The sequence below is a fragment of the Treponema sp. OMZ 857 genome (genome assembly GCF_024181085.1).
In the GTDB taxonomy this organism is placed as follows: Bacteria; Spirochaetota; Spirochaetia; order Treponematales; family Treponemataceae; genus Treponema.
The window spans coordinates 1870372-1888518 of record NZ_CP051147.1 but is presented as its reverse complement, the minus strand read 5'-3'; the positions used below and the strand labels follow the sequence as shown (position 1 = coordinate 1888518).

13 protein-coding genes and 1 tRNA gene are annotated in these 18147 nt (G+C 47.8%); 9 read left to right on the top strand and 5 right to left on the bottom strand.

The window, feature by feature from the left end:
- Window positions 1-16: 16 nt before the first annotated feature.
- Window positions 17-1726 carry an apolipoprotein N-acyltransferase gene (lnt, locus tag E4N66_RS08525; protein WP_253727658.1) on the bottom strand — a complete coding sequence of 570 codons (1710 nt, stop codon included), beginning with the start codon at window positions 1724-1726 and terminating at the stop codon, window positions 17-19.
- Window positions 1727-1789: 63 nt separating this feature from the next.
- Here lnt and E4N66_RS08520 point away from each other — a divergent pair, with 63 nt between their 5' ends.
- The 6 genes from E4N66_RS08520 (at window position 1790) to E4N66_RS08495 (ending at window position 10373) form a co-directional block, all read left to right on the top strand.
- Window positions 1790-2944: a galactokinase gene (locus tag E4N66_RS08520; protein WP_044013018.1), complete on the top strand. Its 1155-nt coding sequence runs from the start codon at window positions 1790-1792 to the stop codon at window positions 2942-2944.
- A gap of 12 nt (window positions 2945-2956) precedes the next feature.
- The gene (locus tag E4N66_RS08515) at window positions 2957-3625 is read left to right on the top strand and encodes a tetratricopeptide repeat protein (protein ID WP_253674113.1); all 669 of its coding nucleotides are present in this window, start codon (window positions 2957-2959) and stop codon (window positions 3623-3625) included.
- 23 nt (window positions 3626-3648) lie between these two features.
- Window positions 3649-5706, top strand: a complete 2058-nt coding sequence (locus tag E4N66_RS08510; RefSeq protein ID WP_044013014.1) for a hypothetical protein — start codon at window positions 3649-3651, stop codon at window positions 5704-5706.
- A 75-nt stretch (window positions 5707-5781) separates the two neighbouring features.
- Window positions 5782-9516 carry a DEAD/DEAH box helicase gene (locus tag E4N66_RS08505; RefSeq protein ID WP_253727657.1) on the top strand — a complete coding sequence of 1245 codons (3735 nt, stop codon included), beginning with the start codon at window positions 5782-5784 and terminating at the stop codon, window positions 9514-9516.
- A gap of 101 nt (window positions 9517-9617) precedes the next feature.
- The gene (locus tag E4N66_RS08500; RefSeq protein ID WP_006188063.1) at window positions 9618-10202 is read left to right on the top strand and encodes a methyltransferase domain-containing protein; all 585 of its coding nucleotides are present in this window, start codon (window positions 9618-9620) and stop codon (window positions 10200-10202) included.
- Window positions 10203-10373: a hypothetical protein gene (locus E4N66_RS08495; protein WP_006188064.1), complete on the top strand. Its 171-nt coding sequence runs from the start codon at window positions 10203-10205 to the stop codon at window positions 10371-10373.
- An 81-nt stretch (window positions 10374-10454) separates the two neighbouring features.
- On the opposite strand, the gene E4N66_RS08490 is transcribed toward E4N66_RS08495, so the two are convergent.
- The 4 genes from E4N66_RS08490 to E4N66_RS08475 all read right to left on the bottom strand — a co-directional run bounded on the left by E4N66_RS08490 (window position 10455) and on the right by E4N66_RS08475 (window position 14689).
- Window positions 10455-10934: a GNAT family N-acetyltransferase gene (locus tag E4N66_RS08490; protein ID WP_006188065.1), complete on the bottom strand. Its 480-nt coding sequence runs from the start codon at window positions 10932-10934 to the stop codon at window positions 10455-10457.
- 303 nt (window positions 10935-11237) lie between these two features.
- A complete protein-coding gene (locus tag E4N66_RS08485) occupies window positions 11238-12104 on the bottom strand; it encodes a carbohydrate ABC transporter permease (RefSeq protein WP_044013008.1) in 867 nt (288 codons plus the stop codon).
- A 13-nt stretch (window positions 12105-12117) separates the two neighbouring features.
- Window positions 12118-13029, bottom strand: coding sequence for an ABC transporter permease (locus tag E4N66_RS08480; protein WP_052185437.1), 912 nt, complete (start codon window positions 13027-13029; stop codon window positions 12118-12120).
- 97 nt (window positions 13030-13126) lie between these two features.
- Window positions 13127-14689 carry an extracellular solute-binding protein gene (locus E4N66_RS08475; protein ID WP_253727655.1) on the bottom strand — a complete coding sequence of 521 codons (1563 nt, stop codon included), beginning with the start codon at window positions 14687-14689 and terminating at the stop codon, window positions 13127-13129.
- 171 nt (window positions 14690-14860) lie between these two features.
- On the opposite strand from E4N66_RS08475, the gene E4N66_RS08470 reads away from it, so the two are divergent.
- The 3 genes from E4N66_RS08470 to E4N66_RS08460 all read left to right on the top strand — a co-directional run bounded on the left by E4N66_RS08470 (window position 14861) and on the right by E4N66_RS08460 (window position 18144).
- Window positions 14861-15739 carry a peptide ABC transporter ATPase gene (locus E4N66_RS08470; protein WP_044013004.1) on the top strand — a complete coding sequence of 293 codons (879 nt, stop codon included), beginning with the start codon at window positions 14861-14863 and terminating at the stop codon, window positions 15737-15739.
- A 1-nt stretch (window position 15740) separates the two neighbouring features.
- Window positions 15741-18011 (top strand): glycoside hydrolase family 2 protein, encoded by a 2271-nt coding sequence (locus tag E4N66_RS08465; RefSeq protein WP_253727654.1) that lies wholly within the window; start codon window positions 15741-15743, stop codon window positions 18009-18011.
- Between the two features lie 60 nt (window positions 18012-18071).
- Window positions 18072-18144, top strand: a tRNA-Met gene (locus E4N66_RS08460).
- The last annotated feature ends 3 nt before the right edge of the window (window positions 18145-18147 follow it).

Here is an 18147-nt window from a genome sequence, read left to right as displayed (position 1 = left end):
TGCGGGAGTGAAGAGCCTATAATGCGTCCGATTTCCGCTGCTTCCTAAACCATGGTTTTTTCCAGAGCTGTTTCCGTTGCCGCTTTCGCCGTTCGGCGGGAGAGAGCCGTGCGAGCGGATGTTCCATATACACAACCGCTTTTTTACAAAACGCGGGGCTGAACCGGTATGCTACTGCTGAGATAAGCGCAATTACTAAGAAAAGCGCGGGCAGCCAGTCCTTCCATTGTGCATAAAAAGTCCGGCGGTACGGATAGATCGGTACGGAAACGCTCAGAGAATCTGCGGTAAAGAGCGGAAGGCTTGCGGTAATATTTCCGACAGGATCGACAACGCAGGTATAGCCGCCGTTGGTAGAGCGGACAAGCGGCGTTCGCAGTTCAATTGCACGGAAATAGGCGACGGCAAAATGCTGATATTCCGCGCTCGCCGTTTTTGACCATGAATCATTGGTCAGATTAATTAAGATATTACTTTTCTGATTGTACAAATCGGCACAGAGTGTCGGAAAGGCATCCTCAAAACAGATGGGCGCAGCGAACCGGACATAATTTCCGTTTTGTGCGGTAAACGTCATCGCTTTATATTCCGTTCCCGGCGCCCATCCCGATGAAAAACCGACCAGCGAGTCAAAAAAACGCTGCACAAACGGATGGTCAATAAAGGGAATATATTCCGCAAAGCAGATCAGCTGTATCTTTGAATAAGTGTCGAGCACCGTTCCATTAGGTGCAATAAGATAGACGGAATTCGAGTATTTTCCGCGTTCGGCATCCAGTAACAGCGGAGAACCCGTTAAAATCGGAATATCCATCCGCTGCAAAAAATCGGTGAAGGATTCTTGAACGGGACGTTGGTGGTAATAGTCTTGAAATTGGTCGTAGCCGTATGCAAGACTACTTTCGTTCCATACGATAAGATCCGGTTTAACCGGTGATTCGGTAATCGCCTTTTCGGTGAGTTCTTGGGTGTTATGCAGATTGTCAAAAAACGAATCGAGGCCGGAAACCCACGGGTCGGTGTTTTGCTGCACCAATACAAGATTGAGGTTTTGCTGCGGTGTTCTTTTTTGGTACATACGGAAAAGTCCGTATCCGTTGATTAGCAGCAGGAGACCCGCAGTAAAGATCAGCGGGCGGAGCAGCGGTCTCCCGTGCGGCTTGGAAAAACCGGCGGTTAAACCTGCTGCCGCCCGGATTGTTTCCGCAAGAAGCGCGGAAATCAATGCAACAAGGAAGGTGATCCCCCATACGCCGGTAATATCGGCTATTTGAATGAGCGGGCGCAACGATAGCGTGGTCATCGAAAGGCCGCCCCACGGATAGGCGACAAAGCCGCTTCCCTTAAACCATTCCCAGAGTGTCCATAAGCAGGCAAAGGCGAACGGGCGCAGTCCTAGCGGTAGTTTCATTGCATAATAGAACCAATGTCCGAAAAGGAAGCCGAGGAACACATAAGCGGCGGTGGAAGCGCCGAGGGTAAAAATGGCAAAGTTTTCAAAATACGCCAACCAAAAACTGGAGAACAGGTGGACAAGGGCTATCAGAGCGCCGAACATCCACGCAATACGTCTTCGTGCCGGGCTGATGCAAAATGCGGCATATAACGGTATCAGTGCAATGATACCGAACAGTGCAGACCCAAAATGCAGGTATTCATTCGGTATCCCGAGTGAAAGCAGCACCGCAGAGCATAAAACCGCTAAAAAAGATGAAATAACCGACATAATTTTGAGGTAATTTAATCATTTTTCTTGAATTGTTTCAATATAAGGGATATTATAGAAAGTATGCAGAAGATTCTACCGTTTCATGTAGACGAATATGGAGACGAGCCGGAAATAACCGTTGCGGTTCCCGGACGCTTTCACCTTTTAGGTGAGCATACATGGTTTGCACAGGGCAATACGCTTTCGATGGCAATCGATCATTATTTGTATCTTTGTGTTTCAAAACGAAAAGATTCTAATTATCGATTCCTTTCTCTGTCGCTTAAAGAGCGGAAAAAAGTTGCGGCTGCCAACCTTCGGTATCGTAAAGAGGATCGTTGGGCAAATTCGATAAAAGCTGTTATTCTTTCTTTTATGGATCAAGGGATTGAGATGACAGGGCTCAATTTTACCATCCTTTCCGAAATACCGGCGGATGCAGGGCTCGGTACGCCGAATGCGCTCAAGGTTGCAACGGCGATGGCATTACGGAAGGTATTTGCACCGCGGCTTACGAAGGCTGACCTTGTCGATATTTTGGAAAATGCAAATGTGCAGCACCTGAAAACCTATCCTCACCGTGCGGATATTCTGTGCGCATTATATGCAAAGGCGGGACACTGCATACGGACGAATCATCGGCGGAAGACAGCCGATATTTATCCCTTTCCCATCAGTAACTACCGGATCATTTTGACGGATTCGCGGGTGCCCCGTCTGTTGGCGCGTGAGGAGCTGAACCATAGAATTCAGGAATGCATGGAAGCCTACGAGCGGGTAAAAAAGATGCCGGATATTCCTCAGGATTTCAGTAAGCTTGCCGAAAGTGATCTTGAAGAGCTTGCCATTCCCGAATCGGTACGCCGGCGGGTTCTGTATATTATCCGTGAATCCATCAGTGTCGATGACGCTATCGGCGCTTTAAAGAAAAACGATTGGGTAGTGTTTTCGCGCATCGTAACGCGCTCTCAAGAAAACTTGCGCGACCGCTTTGAAATTTCCTGTCCCGAATTGGATTGGCTCGTTAAACGGGCGATGGAATTTGTTGCGCCCGATATGAACGATATTGTGTGTTCGCGTCTGACGGGGCGGGGATTCGGCGGATGTACGTACAGTATTTTAAGAGCGGATGATATCCAAACCTATATTGAAAAACTGGGCGACTATGAACGTATTTTCGGATTTAAGCCTTTGTACTATAAAGTTAAACCTTCCGGCGGAGTACGCATACTATGAGGGAGACACTAAATGGATACGATTCTTAAAGAAGGGATACAGCTGTATCGGGAAAGCCGCTATGAGGAAGCACTTGCGGCTTTTCTAAAGATATCTTCTAAAGATGCTGAGCTCAACTTTGATGCGGCGTATTATATCGGTTTATGCTATGCGAGCCTTTTACAATACGATGATGCGCTTGTCTATTTGGAGCAGATTATCACTGCGGGAACCGATATTGCCCGTGTATATCAATGCCGGCTTATTTTAGCCTTTATTTATACAAAAACAGGACGTGTCCGTTTGGCGGAATTTGAGCTTTCAAAACTTCTGGATGCAGGATATGATTCTCCGCAGGTGCATACCTCGATGGCGTTTTTGGCGTATGAGCAAGAGAAAGTCGATAAGTCGCTGAGCCTTTATGAAAAAGCGCTGGAGCTTGATCCTGATAATTCGACGGCGCTCAACGGACTTGGTTATATTCTTGCCGATACTGAAAAAGATTTAACCCGGGCTTTAATCCTGTGCAAAAAGGCGCTCGATGCACAGCCCGATAATCCCGCTTATTTGGATTCGCTGGCGTGGACATATTATAAGATGGGCTTTGATACCGAAGCCCGATCATATATCCAACGGGCGGATGCACAGCTTCCCGATAATAAAATAATTAAGCGCCATTTGCAGCGTATTATGAATGGATAACCTCTAAAAAAAGGATAAGTATCATGCGTATAAAGAGACTATTGCAAACAGCCGGTTTAATGCTGCTTTTATTGTGCGGCGGTATGGCGCTGACTGCGCAAACAAACAGTCTGCAGCCCCGTTTAAGCTCCGCCGACAGAGACCACGGATTTGAAGAGTTCCGCCGCGGCGTGCAGGCGTATTATCGCGGAACCTTTAACGAAGCGATTCTGCTGTTTGAAAAAGCCCTCACGCATATCCCCGGCGATCCTCTCATCTTGGATTGGCTTGGGCAGGCTTATTACCGCTCCGGTATTGAGGGCGCTGCGCTTGAGCAGTGGTCGGCGGCTTCCGCTTCCGGATACGGCGGACAGCTTTTGAAAAACAAAATAGAAGTTGTTAAAGAACGGCGCAGCTCTCAGCCCGATTTTGCGGAATCGGTACGCTATGTAGAGACCGCTGTATTTGAATCAAAGCACGGAACGGAAGTCTTTTTTAGACAGCCGCTTTCGGTTGCGGCAATGGGAGACGGCAGTTTCTGGGTAGTCGCCTACGGTTCCAACGAATTGGTACACTTCGATATTAACGGCATTGTGCTTGACCGGACGAGCGGCCCTTTGCAGGGCTTCGACCGTCCTTTTGATATTTTACCGCTTAAAAACGGGAATCTGCTCATTTCCGAATTTGCCGCCGATCGGCTTTCTCTGCTTACCAAAGACGGAAAATTCATTAAGTCGTTTGGAACTAGAGGAAGGGGCGACGGGCAGTGTATCGGTCCTCAGTTTTTAGCGCACGATTCTTACGGAAATATTTTTGTAACGGATTTCGGCAACGCCCGCGTTGTGGTGTTTTCTCCGGACGGAGAAGGGCTTTTTACATTCGGGCAGCGCAGCGGCATATTCCCGGGCTTTACCGCTCCGGCAGGTATCGCAATCTTAGACGATTTGGTCTACGTTGCGGATTCGGTAAAAGGCTCTATCTATGTGTTTGATACGGCGGGAAACTATATCAGAACACTGCTGCCGGACGGAAGTGTTGTACAGGCGGAGTCGATGCGGGTATGGAAAAACAATCTGCTGGTGTCCTGTGCCAATAAGGTGTACTTGGTCGATATCGGCTTAGCGAGTTTGTATACCGTTGCAAGTTTAGGAAATGCACCTGCCCGTGTAACCGCGGCGATTCCCGATGCCAACGGCAGCCTTTTGTTAGCCGATTATAAAAACGGAAATATTCAAGTCTTTTCTCATATCAACGAACTGGCGGGCGGTTTGTTTGTCCGCTTCGACCGCGTCTATGCCGATAAGTTCCCGACGGTTACCGTCGATGTCCGCGTAGAAAACCGGATGGGGCAGCCGCTGGTCGGCTTAACGGCGAATAATTTTTTCCTCACCGAATCGAACCGGCAAGTCAATGATTTTACTTTAAAAGGCGCCGCCTACCTCAATACCGGCTGCGATATTGCTGTTGTAATTGAGCGATCTCCTCAGTCGGAAAAGGAATTTGAGCTGGTTAAGACGGTGGTAAAAGAGCTTGCCGAGTCAATGCAAGGGAAAGGAAAAGTTTCCGTTGTGTCGGCATCTCAGCTTCCGGTATTGGAAGGGAAGTTTTCTCCCGAAGCGCTCTTATCGCAGCCGCTTAAATTAAAGGCGGCATGGTCTCCGGTATGGAACTGCGATCTTGCATTGCGGCTTGCGAGCGGGGAGCTTATTAATGCGGCTCCGAAGCGGGCTATCGTGTTCTTGTCGTTTGAAGATATCGGTTCCGACAGCTTTAAGCAGTACAGCTTAAACGATCTTGCCGCATATATGACCAACAACGGTATCCGTTTTTATGCGGTTAATCTAAAGCCGCGGACATTACCGGCAGAATTGGCATATCTTTGTACAAAAACGGGCGGAACGAGTACGTATATCTATGCCGAACAGGGACTTTCTCCGATTATTGAAGATTTAATCGCCAAACCCATAGGTTCGTATCAGTTGAGCTATACCTCGACATTGCCCACCGACTTCGGCCGCGCCTATTTACCGGTTGAAGTTGAAGTACGGCTTTTAACCCGTTCGGGCAGAGATGAAACCGGCTATTTCGCTCCGTTGGAATAAAACCGGCCGTTTCGCGAATACACGGCGTATTGTTCGGTTTTGCAGAATGATACGCCGATCTAATAAAATCAGTTCATGGCACGCAGTAAGTACGGAATGACACCGTGGGGCGCATGGTTTTTACGGATGATCGAAAGCTATGACGGCGACGGGCGGGTGTCGCGGGGGAAAAGTTACGCGAATACCGGTAAGGTAGATTCCCTCGTTATTACCGGTAATAAAGTTGCTGCCCGTGTTGCGGGGCATTATGACCCCTGGTACTATATTTCGCTCACCTTTCCCCGTATTTCCGAACCGAACCGTAAAAAATTGGAAAAAATATTAACGGAGCATCCCGCCGACTTTATCGCGTTGGGAAGCGGTACGATGACGGAATGTCTTGTAACGCTCTTTGAGGCAAAGGATATACGGTTTATTCCCCGCCGCTGGAGCCTTATCGAAAGCGATTGCTCCTGTCCCGACTCCGCCTCCCTGTGTAAACACATCGCTGCGGTGCTGTATATTTTGGCAAAAGAAATCGACCACGATCCGCGGCTCCTCTTTCAGCTTGCGGGCATCGATCTCGCCGAACTGCGGGAAAAAATACTGCCCGCCGCACGGGAAAAGTCTGCCGAATCGGCTCTAACCGTCGTATCGGAGCAGGGCGCATCACCGGCGGATACTACGGCAGCGGATTCCGCAATGGGTGTTACACCGGCGGATAATACTGCACCGGCAACCGATAATGCCTCAACCGCCGGAGCGCAAAGAAAAGCGAGGCAATCCGGCGTGGCGGGTAGGGCAACTAAAGCATCGTCTTTTTCAGTGCCGTCAGAACCCGAATACGAACATCCGGTGCCGTTATCCCTGCGCCGTGCGGATGAGCCTGCGCTGGACGTACCCGCGGAGCTTCCCCGCTTTCCACTTGAAGAATCGTTTTTACCGCTGATTTCCGCGCTGCTTCCGCCGCTTACACCGTTTTATGATGATGACTTGGTTGCAGCCTTTAAAGAGCTATACCATAAACTGATTGTCCGGCAGAACAAAGAATTCGAGTTGACGCTTGAGCAGCGGATTGCCGTTTTAATGAAATCCGGTACGGGCTGCGCATCGGCGGCAACGCTGTGCGATTCAAGCCGCCTTTTGTACACGCCGGTTCGGCTCGATACGGCAAAACTGCCGACGCAAAAAACGACAGAGGTTCCGGCTTTCCCCTTGCAGAAAGAAGCAGCGTTGCAGCTCCGCGTGCGGCTTCCGAACGGTACGGAGGCCGCGCTGACACTCGTGCAAGCACTTCACCTGTTGCGCGGCGTTACACCCCTTACGGATTCTCCGGATGGTATGAAGGCGGCATATACGGTACTGACACTCGGAGAGCGGCTCGTCGCCGAGTCTGCGCTGCTGCCGGCGGTATACCTCGATCCGGTAACGCGGAAACTGGCGATATTTTGGAAGCCGCTGACTTCGGCGCAGGCTGTTTCCGCAGCAATCGACCGCTGCGCCCTCTTTATCACCGAAGCATTTTTTCCGCAAGTTAAGAGCTGGGGCAGGCGGTACTGCACCGAACTGCTGCTGACGGCGTTCCTCACCGAATATGTGCATACTACCGGTTTTATGCCCTCCGGTATCCGCCAAGCGGAACAGGAAATTGCGGCTCTCTTTTTCCAAGGCGCGACTATCAACACGAAGGCGCCGGGTATGCGCCGCCTTCCCGCATCGATTACCCGTTGGCTTGCCGCGCTCTACTACGACAGCAACAGCCTCCATTTCCGGCTCATCTTGGAGGAGGCAAAACAGTCTGACTTTCAGATTTCCGCCGAGGTGTGCCACAGCGAAGAAACGAACAACCGGTTCGTACCGTTTTCCCGTATCACCGACTCCGTACAGCTGGAAAGCAAAACGGTGGAGTTCGCAATTGCGCTTTCCGCATATCTGCCGAAATTAACGGAGATGATCGGGCAAAAGTCGGTTCCGCTCACGCAGGAAGAGACGGCAGTGTTTTTACGGACGGCAGCGCCGCTCCTCTCCCGTTTTGGAATAGAGGTCGTGCTGCCTAAGACGCTGCAGCGGGCGCTGAAACCGCGGGCGGTGTTCCAGCTGAAACGGCAAAAAGGAGCCGGCGCCGTACAGTCGTACCTCAGCCTTGACAACCTGATGGATTATGACCGCAGCATTATGCTCGGCGATACCGTCATCAGCGCCAAGAAATTCCGCGCATTGATGAAGCAGAGCAGCGGTTTGGTGGAATTCAACGACCGCTACATCCTTGTCGATCCCGAACACACGGCGCGTCTTCTCGAAACCATGCAGCACGAAAGACCCGGCATCAACGAGGTTATACAAGGGACGCTGACCGGAGATACCGTAATGGCGGACGGCGCGCCGTTTTCTTATTCGCTCTTTCGGGAAACGGATGCCGCGGTACCCCACACGTTGCAGGCGACACTTCGGCCGTATCAGGAAAAAGGGTTTCAGTGGCTCTATTCTACCATTAAAAGCGGCTTCGGCTGTCTGTTGGGGGATGATATGGGGCTCGGGAAAACGCTGCAAGTTATCGCCCTCATTCTCAAATTGAAAGAACAGGGCTTTGAACATAACGGCATCCTTATCGCGGCTCCGGCGAGTCTTTTGCCGAACTGGGAACATGAGCTGCACACCTTTGCCCCGTCGCTGCGTTGTACCATCTTGCACGGACAGGGTCGGCGGTTTTCCGCGAAGTCTGACATTCATATTACGACGTATCAGACCCTCCAGCGGGATGTAAAAAAGCTTTCCGAAAAGATCTTTGACTGTCTGATTATCGACGAAGCGCAGGCGGTTAAAAATACGCAGACCAAAAACGCCCAAGCGCTCAGGCTTTTGCAGGCACAGTCCCGCATCGCGATGACCGGTACGCCGGTTGAAAACAGCCTTGAGGATATGCGCGCCTTGTTCGATTTTATCATTCCGGGTTATCTCGGCTCTTCGGAAACCTTCCGTAAAAAATGGCGCATACCCATCGAGCTGCACGGCGATGCGGAGACTGCGGAATCATTCCAAAAGATTACCGCGCCGTTTTTACTCCGCCGCCTTAAAACCGACCCCGCCGTTATTTCCGACTTACCGGAAAAAGTGATTACGCCGCAATACTGCCGCCTGACGCCGGAGCAAATCGCGCTGTACGAAAGCCTTGTTGAAACGCAGCTGAAAAGCGTGTTGAAGGCGGAGGAGGGGATTCAGCGGAATGCGTTGGTACTGAAACTGCTGACCGCCTTAAAGCAGGTGTGCAACCATCCCCATGTCTATGACGAAAGCTTTCAGACCGATACGGCGCTTTCCGGCAAGACCGCCGCGCTGATGCAGCTGCTCGGCGAAATATTGGACGCCGGCGAAAAGACACTGATTTTCAGCCAATACACGCAAACGCTCTTTTTACTGCGGAAGCTGATACAGGAGCAATTCGGCGATGAGCCGCTCCTCTTGCACGGACAGATGCCGCTTACCGCACGGAAGGCCGCGGTCGAATCGTTCCAAACCGATCCGGCGCAACGCATCTTTCTTATTTCGCTCAAGGCAGGCGGTACCGGCTTAAACCTTACCGCTGCGACCCGCGTTATCCACTTTGACCTCTGGTACAACCCTGCGATAGAAGATCAGGCGACCGACCGCGCATTCCGAATCGGGCAGCACAACACCGTGTTTGTGTCCCGTTTTATCTGCGCCGGTACCTTTGAAGAAAAAATCGATGAGATGATTCAAAAGAAGCGGCATATTTCTCAGATGACCTTGAGCGGCGGCGAATCGTGGATCGGCAAGATGAGCAATGAAGAACTTGCCGAGTTGTTTCAGTAAAGAACCGCAACACACTTAAGCGTTTTAGGAGATGCCTCATTGTAAACAGTTCACATGGAACGGTATAGTCTAAAAGAGCAAGCGAGGATATAATCATTTGAATGAGTTACGATAAGAATGCGGTGAAAGAAGCCGTCAAAGAGCATTACGAAAATCTGGCACAGGGAAGCCTTTCCGTACATGGTGAGGCTGAAAAGATAACGACTTCGATAGGCTATGCCGCACAAGATTTGGTCGGCATTCCGAAAGAGGCCGACCTCGGGCTCGGCTGTGGAAATCCGCAAGAAGCTGCCAAGCCCCGCTTAAACGAAACCATCCTTGACTTAGGATGCGGAAGAGGACTTGACTGCTTTATAGCGTCAAAAGCTGTCGGTAAAAACGGAAAAGTTTTCGGGCTTGACAGCTCAAAAACTATGATCAGCCGCGCTTCGGAAATCGCCGTAAAAAACGGGTTTACCAATTGCGAATTTATACTTGGCGAAATTGAACATATTCCGCTTTCCGATAGTTCCCTCGATCTCATCATGAGTAATTGCGTGATAAATTTGTCAACGGATAAATATGGAGTGTATTCAGAGCTTTACCGCTGTCTTCGCAAAGGCGGAAGAGTCGCGATTTCCGACATCACTTTAAAGGCTGCTTTGCCGCACGAATGGATCTCTGATCCCGATATGGTAAAAACGTGAGTGGGGGGAGCTTGGTCTGCGGAGCAGATAAAAGACACCTTTGAAAAAATCGGCTTTATCAACATAATCATACGTTCAAAAGACGTTTCAGACGAATACGCAAAGAAATGGGGACACGGCTTGGCAATAAAAACCTATATCCAAAGCAGCCTCATTTACGCAGAAAAATAAATGTTATACCCTTTCGTTCCGGAACGCCTTCGGCGCAGCTCCCATCGCTAACCTTTGGGATAAAAACACAGGCTCCACGCCCTAGAGTTTCGGTAGAAAGTCTTTGTAAATACCGGGCGTAGAGCCGTCAATTAAAACGGCGCCGACGGTTTTTTGATAGAAGGCTTCGGGACCGACTCCTCCGATAATGGCATAGGCATACCCTTCGTTGCGTAGGGCATGGAGCGATGCGAGCAGCAGCGCTTTGCCGATACCTTTCCCCTGCTCATCTTCCAATACCTTTGTAGGGCCAAAAAAGTCGGGCGCGGTTGCGTTATAGCACGCATATCCGAGTATGTTCTGCCCGCGGGTAGCGATAAAGCAGCTCACCGGTATGCGGGAAAAGCAGGTATCGCATTCGCCTGCTGCGCTTAAAGTGGAATGTTCTTTCACCCATTCAACGATTCGAAACTTATCGGGCGTCATCGCGCGCCGAATATGCACATCGTATTTCCGCTGCAATTCCGCATAAAGCTCTTCTGCCGGAGGCAGCCGGAGCAAGTTCACCAACATATCTGCCATATCTTTTCCTTTCTCTCATCAGATAAAACAGTATAGCATAGAATAGCGGGAAACATAAAGGAAGGTTTTATTTTGGCAGGGGAATAACGGTGTGTAATGACTGCATTGATATTTATTTATATACTTATAGGCGATTTGTTTGCTTTGAAAATCAAAGATGTGAAAAAATATTACATTTACAATTACTACCTAGATAGAAGCATATCATTTGTTAGGAGGAAAATATCCTAAAGAGTTTGAAGATGTCTTCAAAAGAGAAGGGGCTGTCCAAAAACTTCGGTTTTTAGACAGTTTTCTTACTATTTAGCCTTTTACCGAGCCGATTGTCAGCCCTTTCACAAAGTATTTTTGCAGGAAAGGATAAAGCAGGATAATCGGCAGCGTCGAAACGATAATGACAGCGGCTTTAATCGAAATACCGATAACCGACATATCTGCGCTGCCGGCTCCATCCCCCATTGTTGCCGTACCGTTGACGATATTGCGTAAGAACAGCATAACAGGGAACTGTGAAGACTTTAAGTAGATCAATCCGTTAAACCAATCATTCCAAAAGAATACTGCCGTATAGAGACCAATTGCCGCTAAAGCAGGAGTCGAAAGAGGAATGACAATTTCCATGAAAATTCTAAAGTAGCCGAGTCCGTCTATCAATGCAGCTTCTTCCAGTTCATGCGGAAAGGCTTTAAAAAAGTTTATTAAGATAATCAAGTGGAACTGATTGATGGCAAAGGGAAGCAATATCGCGAATACCGTACCTGTTAAATGTAATGAAGAAATAAGCAGATAGGTGGGGATTAAACCTCCCGAAAAAAACATCGAAAAGACTATCAGCTTCATGATGATGCCGGTTCCTCGTAAAAACTTCTTTGAAAGCGGATACGCAAAAGTCGAGGTAAAGCAGAGTGCAATAAGGGTGCCGAAAAAAGTATAGAAAATAGTATTACCGTATGCTTTAAAGAAATTCGGGTATGTGAATATTTGCTTATATGCCGCAGTTGTAAATCCTACCGGTAAAAATGATACTTTGTTTTGCATGATGGCTGCGGGGTCGGAAAAAGACAGGGCAATCATATATATGAACGGTACAATGCAGATGAGTACGATAAACGCCATCACAATGAACAGAATAAGATTAAAAATAGTGAACGATTTTTGTCTTGATTGCATAGATCACTCCGTATTAATAGATACTTTCGTCGGTGAGGCGTTTGCTTACAGCGTTTGCAGAGGCAACGAGGAAAATGCCGATAACGCCGGTAAATAATCCGATTGCGGTTGCATACGAATAATTTTGATTTGCTAAGCCGGTACGGTATACAAGTGTTGCGATAATATCGCTGACGTCCGCATTGTTTGGGGTATACATAAGCAATATCTTCTCAAAGCCAAGCGTCAGTAATCTGCCTATTTCCAGAATAAGCATAACCATAATAGTCGGCAGGATGGATGGTATAGTGATATACAGTATCTGCTGCAATTTTCCTGCTCCATCGATCTTCGCCGCCTCGTATAATTCTTCGTTAATCCCTGTAATTGCCGCAAGATAGATAATGGCAGTCCAACCCATATATTGCCATGTGTCGGTGAAGATGTACAAAGTTCTAAAATAGGACGGTTCGTTCATAAAATAGATCGGCTGCATATCGAACGTGTTTTTTAACAGAAGATTTAAAATACCGGTACTCGGCGAAAGAATTTCCGCAGCCATTGCAATAACGACAACGGTTGAAATAAAGCGCGGCATATATGAAACCGTCTGTACGAATTTCTTTAAAAAAACGGAACGTATTTCGTTTAAGAGGAGTGCAAAGATAATCGGTATCGGGAAGTTTATGAGTAAATTCATTAGCGATAGAGTCAGCGTATTTCTAAATGCGCGCCAAAAAGCAGGGTCTTTAAAAAACATCGTAAAATAGCGCAGCCCTACCCATTCGGTGCCGAATGCGCCGAGTCCCGGACGGTATCGTCTAAATGCAAGTACATTACCGAAAATCGGAACATATTTAAATATGATAAAATAAATTAAGGGCAGCAGAAGCATCGCATAAAGCTGCCAATATTGATGAAAATAGCGTTTTGTTCTTTGATTCATAGTGTTAAAAATAATAAGGCATCTCTAAAAGCTAATCGAGTTTTCAGAGATGCCCAATACGCCCGCAAAGCGATGCTTATGCAGGCGCAGCAAGAGGTTATTTCCTTACGTGCTCGTTATAGAGTGTAAGGTACTTTTCAATGCCGACATTATTCATTTCGGTAACATAGGCATTCCAATCCTTATCAAGATCTTTTTTCCCGGTGATAAAATCATTGTTCCATTTTTCAAATGTATCTAAGAGCGGAGTACGTAGAATACCTGCTTCTTCCGCGACAGCATCATCAAACAGCGGAGTAGGGGGAATCGGCTGGATCGCCATATCCATCTTTTCTACTTCTGCATTGATACGAGCATAATTGTCATCGTACTTGGTCATTTCTCTGCTGTTAATCCATACCAGCTGCGTCGTATCGGCTCCGCATCCGTATTTCAACTGCATCGTCTTGTAAACACCTTCAGGAGCTTCGGTAATTTCCTTTGCATACTTGATTTTACCGTTTTCAACCGTATAGGTTACGCCTTCTACTCCGAGACACCAGAGTTTTGCACCTTCATCGCTGAAGAAAATGTTGTCGATTGCACGAACAATTTGTTCAAAGTCAGCGCGTTTTGCTGTCTTTGACGGGAACATGATACCCCATTGTGTTCTGCTCTTGGGCTGATGGTGTGCGCCTGCAGGGCCTGCAAGAGGCGGATACATTTGCAGCTTAAAGCCTTCGATAGGCGATTTACCCGTAACGCCGCCGATTTGGTCATAGTACGCATAGGTGGCAACCGCTTTGCCGGTAGCGAGCTTTTGCGCCCATTTATCACCATCGATAGGCTCTGCCATTTCAGGATCCAGCAGTCCCTCTTTGTAGAGCTTTGCAAGGAAACGTGCATAGGCCTTATACATTTCCGTTACGGCGCCTGCAAAATAGTTACCCTTTGCATAGTCCCAGCTTAAAACGCCGGTACCGGTTGAAGAATTTTTGCCGAGGCTGATGCCGAATGACGGCATTGTCATTCTATATAAAACCCGCGGGCCGGCCAAAATGGTCAGGGGGTAGGAGTCGGGATTATCTTTTTTGTATTTCTTTAAGAAGACATAGAGGTCATCGAATGTTTTCGGCTGAGAGAGGCCGTATTTATTCAGCATGTCTTCGCGTAAAATCAATCCGCCGTCGTAAAAAGGAACATCAAATAAAGAAGGAAGATAATAATATTTTCCGTCCTTTAGGCGCACTGCGTCGATGTCTTTTTCCAATCCGAATTTTTTTACTTGTGCATTAAAGTTCGGAGTCCATTCGGCATAGTCGCTGATCGGAATAAGCGCGCCGTTTAATGCCAATGAACCGTTTTCGCCGTTCGTGTTTTGGTACAGGATTACATCGGGGCCGTTGTCGGTATTTAAGGCTAACGATACTTTGGTGTTGTAATCGGCAATCGGTATCGGCTCAAAGTGCAGTTTTGTGTTTGAGCGTTTTTCCGATTCCTGCACGGTCAGCCAATCGGCTTTGAAGGGAAGCGTTGCATTGTCTGAATAGTACAATGAGATTTCAATCGGCTTTTCCGAATTGGTTTTGACTGCGGATGCGTCCGTTTTTTTCGTATCGCACCCGCTCAGCAAGGTACCGGCAATCAACAGTGCGGCACAGAGCTTCAACATACGTTTCATAATTTCCTCCGAATTCATGAGCATCTTTAAAAGTATTTTGGTTTGTATCAAGATGCTCTTTAAAAAGGGTAACCTGCTATTATCCATTTGTCAAGTTTTACTGTGTGTTTTGATACGAATTTTTGAGTATGTACTTGCGAAGATGCAATAACCGGCTTATACTAAACCGATATGCGGTTTTTTGATAGGTTTTTTCGCTGGGTAAAGAGACCACAGATATATGCGCTGGTTGGCGGTAACGGTACCGGAAAAAGTTTTAGAGCACGATTGGTCGCCCAAAAATACGGAATAGATTTAATTATCGATGACGGATTGGTCATTAAAGGCGATAAAATACTTGCGGGACATTCTGCAAAACGGGAAAAAACCTTTTTGGCAGCGGTAAAAACGGCTGTTTTTGACGATAAGCAGCACCGTGATGAAGCGGCCAAAGTCCTTCATCAATTAAGCCGTAAAAAAGTGCTTATTTTAGGTACATCGGATAAGATGGTCAATAAAATTGCGACGAGATTGCAGATCCCGCCGCCGCAAAAAATTATCCGCATTGAAGATATCGCAACGAGGGAAGAGATTGAAACCGCTATCCGGAGCCGCCGTGTCGAAGGGAAGCACGTTATTCCTGTTCCGTCTGTCGAGGTGAAGAGGAACTATCCGCAAATATTTTATGATAAAATCAGACTGCTGTTCCGTAATGCAAATATCGGGCACTTAAAAGAAGAAGAAACGTTATTTGAAAAATCGGTTGTGCGTCCTGAATTCTCAAAGGTTTATGCGGCACAAGTTTCCGATACCGCATTAAAAGAAATGGTTATACAATATGCGGCTCAGTATGATAGTGCGGTAAATATTAAGAAAATTACCGTTCAAACCGAAGATAACGGTTATAGAGTTATTATGATGGTCGATATGCCGGCAGGGCCTGATTTGACGGGTAGGATATTGGCATTAAAAGATTCTATTATAAAAAATATCGAGCGGTATTCCGGGATTTTTATCGAAGACCTTAATATCGTATTAAATCAGATGATTGATATACAAACAGAGGCGTAAAATGGCACGGACACTGATCCCTTTATGGCAAAATTGGCAATTTGCAGAAAACTTTACAGAACAGTACATACAAACCCATTGCGACGAAACACATTTTACCGAAGTACAGCTTCCGCATACGGTAAAAGAACTGCCGTATCATTATTTTGATGAAAAAGTATATCAATTTGAGTCGTGTTATCGAAAAAAATTTGCCGTCTCTTCTCAGTTGCAAGGGATGCGCCTTTTTATCGACTTTGACGGAGTGATGTGCTATGCGAAGGTCTTTGTTAACGGACAGCCGGTCGGCGAGCATAAAGGCGGATATGTTCCTTTTTCTGTAGACATTACTCAATATGTTGAGTATGGAGATGAAGAAAGGAATGTATTGGTTGTATATGTCGATTCGACGGAACGAGCCGATATCCCTCCGTTCGGCGGTGAGGTTGATTACCTTTGTTACGGAGGTATTTACCGCGATGTTACGCTGCGCGCAGTACCCTATTGTCATATCGAATCGATGTATGCCCGTCCTGTTTCCGTTTTAACGGCAGAAAAAAGTTTGCAGGTTGATATTGCGATTGCACACAGCGAACGGACAAATAAGTCGATCGATGTTTCCGTAGCGCTCTTCGATTCCAGAAACCGGAAACGGGCAGAGTTGAGTAGAAGCCTTGTTGTATCCGTTCCGTCTCTTTCTTTATCGATGCTTATGGATGAATTAACCGGCTTAAAACTATGGACGCTTGAAAAGCCTGAATTGTATCGTGTCGAAGTATCTTTATTGGAAGACGGTATGGTATGTGATACCGTATCGGCTCGTATCGGCTTCCGCACGGCTGAGTTTACGCCGGAAGGTTTTTTCTTAAACGGCAAACCGCTCAAGCTGCGCGGTTTAAACCGGCATCAGTCTTTTCCCTACGTCGGATATGCAATGCCTGAACGGGTACAGCGGAAAGATGCAGATATTTTGAAATACGAGCTTGGCGTTAATATTGTCCGTACCTCACATTATCCGCAGTCGCCGTATTTTTTGGATCGATGTGATGAGATCGGCTTATTGGTTTTTGAAGAAACACCCGGTTGGCAGCATATCGGCGATTCCGCATGGCAGGATGTCAGTTGCGAAAGTATCCGGAAGATGATTATCAGAGATCGAAATCATCCTTCTATTGTGTTGTGGGGAGTACGCATTAATGAATCGCCTGATTGCACGGCGTTTTATCAGCGCACAAATACGATCGCCCATGAGCTTGACCCGTACCGGCAGACCGGCGGTGTCCGCTGTATTGGAAACAGTGAATTTTTTGAAGATGTCTATACGATGAACGATTTTATATACGGTTCTCAAGGATTGCCTGCCGGTAATGGAGCGGGAACTGCGCGGGTGCTTCGTTCTCAACGTGAGGTCACGGGGCAGTCCGATGTGGTGCCGTATCTGGTGACTGAGTTCGGCGGACACATCTATCCGACAAAACGGTTCGATCAGGAAGAGCGTTTTGTTGAGCATGCAAAGCTTCACCTCGCGGTACAGAATGCCGCCGCCCTCGACCCGCAAAAATGCGGCGCAATCGGATGGTGTGCGTTTGACTATAATACTCATGCGAATTTCGGTTCGGGCGACCGTATTTGCTACCACGGTGTGATGGATATGTTCCGCCTTCCTAAGTTCGCCGCAAGCGTCTATGCGAGCCAGCAGGCTGCGGAAGTACAGCCGGTGTTGGAACCGTTAACCCGTTATACCGTCGGCGATCGCGCAGTCGGCGGAATTGCGCCGCTTATCATCTGTACGAACTGTACCGCAGTCAGGCTGAGCATCGGCGAAAAAGATTTAGGGCTGTTTTATCCCGCTATTGACCGATACCCCGGGCTTGCGCATCCGCCTGTTGTTATCGAGAACCTTCCAAGCGTGTGGGGCGGCGGATGGGAAGATGCCGTATTCACCGGCTACCATAACGGTAAAGAGTGTATTACTCGCCGCTTTACTGCAAATCCCGTTGCAGCGCAGCTTGTACTTACCGCCGATGAGACAAAACTTCGGGCGGACATACCCGATGCCGTCCGCTTTGTTGTGCGGCTCCTTGATCAGGCAGGGAACGAACTCCCCTATAGCGCCGCGGTTGTGCAGATTAAGCTGAAAGGCCCCGCCGAGGTTATCGGACCTAAGGAGTTCGCCCTCATTGGCGGCGCCCGCGGCTTTTGGATTAAAACGCTCGGAAAAGCCGGCACGGTAAAGGTGTCTGCACAAACCGGTGAATTTAAAAGTGGAACCGTTTCAATCCGCATCCGGTAAAAATTTTAAGGGTAATTGACAAAGATTTTATTTTACGCTATATTCTTCAAGTATTTTTACGGCGGTATAGCTCAGTTGGTAGAGCAAACGGCTCATATCCGTTAGGTCATAGGTTCAAGCCCTATTGCCGCTAACT

What these genes read in the sequence shown, in the direction of transcription:
- lnt (WP_253727658.1), bottom strand. Translation starts at nt 1,726, where the DNA reads ATGTCGGTTATTTCATCTTTTTTAGCGGTTTTATGCTCTGCGGTGCTG.
- E4N66_RS08520 (WP_044013018.1), top strand. Translation starts at nt 1,790, where the DNA reads ATGCAGAAGATTCTACCGTTTCATGTAGACGAATATGGAGACGAGCCG.
- E4N66_RS08515 (WP_253674113.1), top strand. Translation starts at nt 2,957, where the DNA reads ATGGATACGATTCTTAAAGAAGGGATACAGCTGTATCGGGAAAGCCGC.
- E4N66_RS08510 (WP_044013014.1), top strand. Translation starts at nt 3,649, where the DNA reads ATGCGTATAAAGAGACTATTGCAAACAGCCGGTTTAATGCTGCTTTTA.
- E4N66_RS08505 (WP_253727657.1), top strand. Translation starts at nt 5,782, where the DNA reads ATGGCACGCAGTAAGTACGGAATGACACCGTGGGGCGCATGGTTTTTA.
- E4N66_RS08500 (WP_006188063.1), top strand. Translation starts at nt 9,618, where the DNA reads ATGAGTTACGATAAGAATGCGGTGAAAGAAGCCGTCAAAGAGCATTAC.
- E4N66_RS08490 (WP_006188065.1), bottom strand. Translation starts at nt 10,934, where the DNA reads ATGGCAGATATGTTGGTGAACTTGCTCCGGCTGCCTCCGGCAGAAGAG.
- E4N66_RS08485 (WP_044013008.1), bottom strand. Translation starts at nt 12,104, where the DNA reads ATGCAATCAAGACAAAAATCGTTCACTATTTTTAATCTTATTCTGTTC.
- E4N66_RS08480 (WP_052185437.1), bottom strand. Translation starts at nt 13,029, where the DNA reads ATGAATCAAAGAACAAAACGCTATTTTCATCAATATTGGCAGCTTTAT.
- E4N66_RS08475 (WP_253727655.1), bottom strand. Translation starts at nt 14,689, where the DNA reads ATGAAACGTATGTTGAAGCTCTGTGCCGCACTGTTGATTGCCGGTACC.
- E4N66_RS08470 (WP_044013004.1), top strand. Translation starts at nt 14,861, where the DNA reads ATGCGGTTTTTTGATAGGTTTTTTCGCTGGGTAAAGAGACCACAGATA.
- E4N66_RS08465 (WP_253727654.1), top strand. Translation starts at nt 15,741, where the DNA reads ATGGCACGGACACTGATCCCTTTATGGCAAAATTGGCAATTTGCAGAA.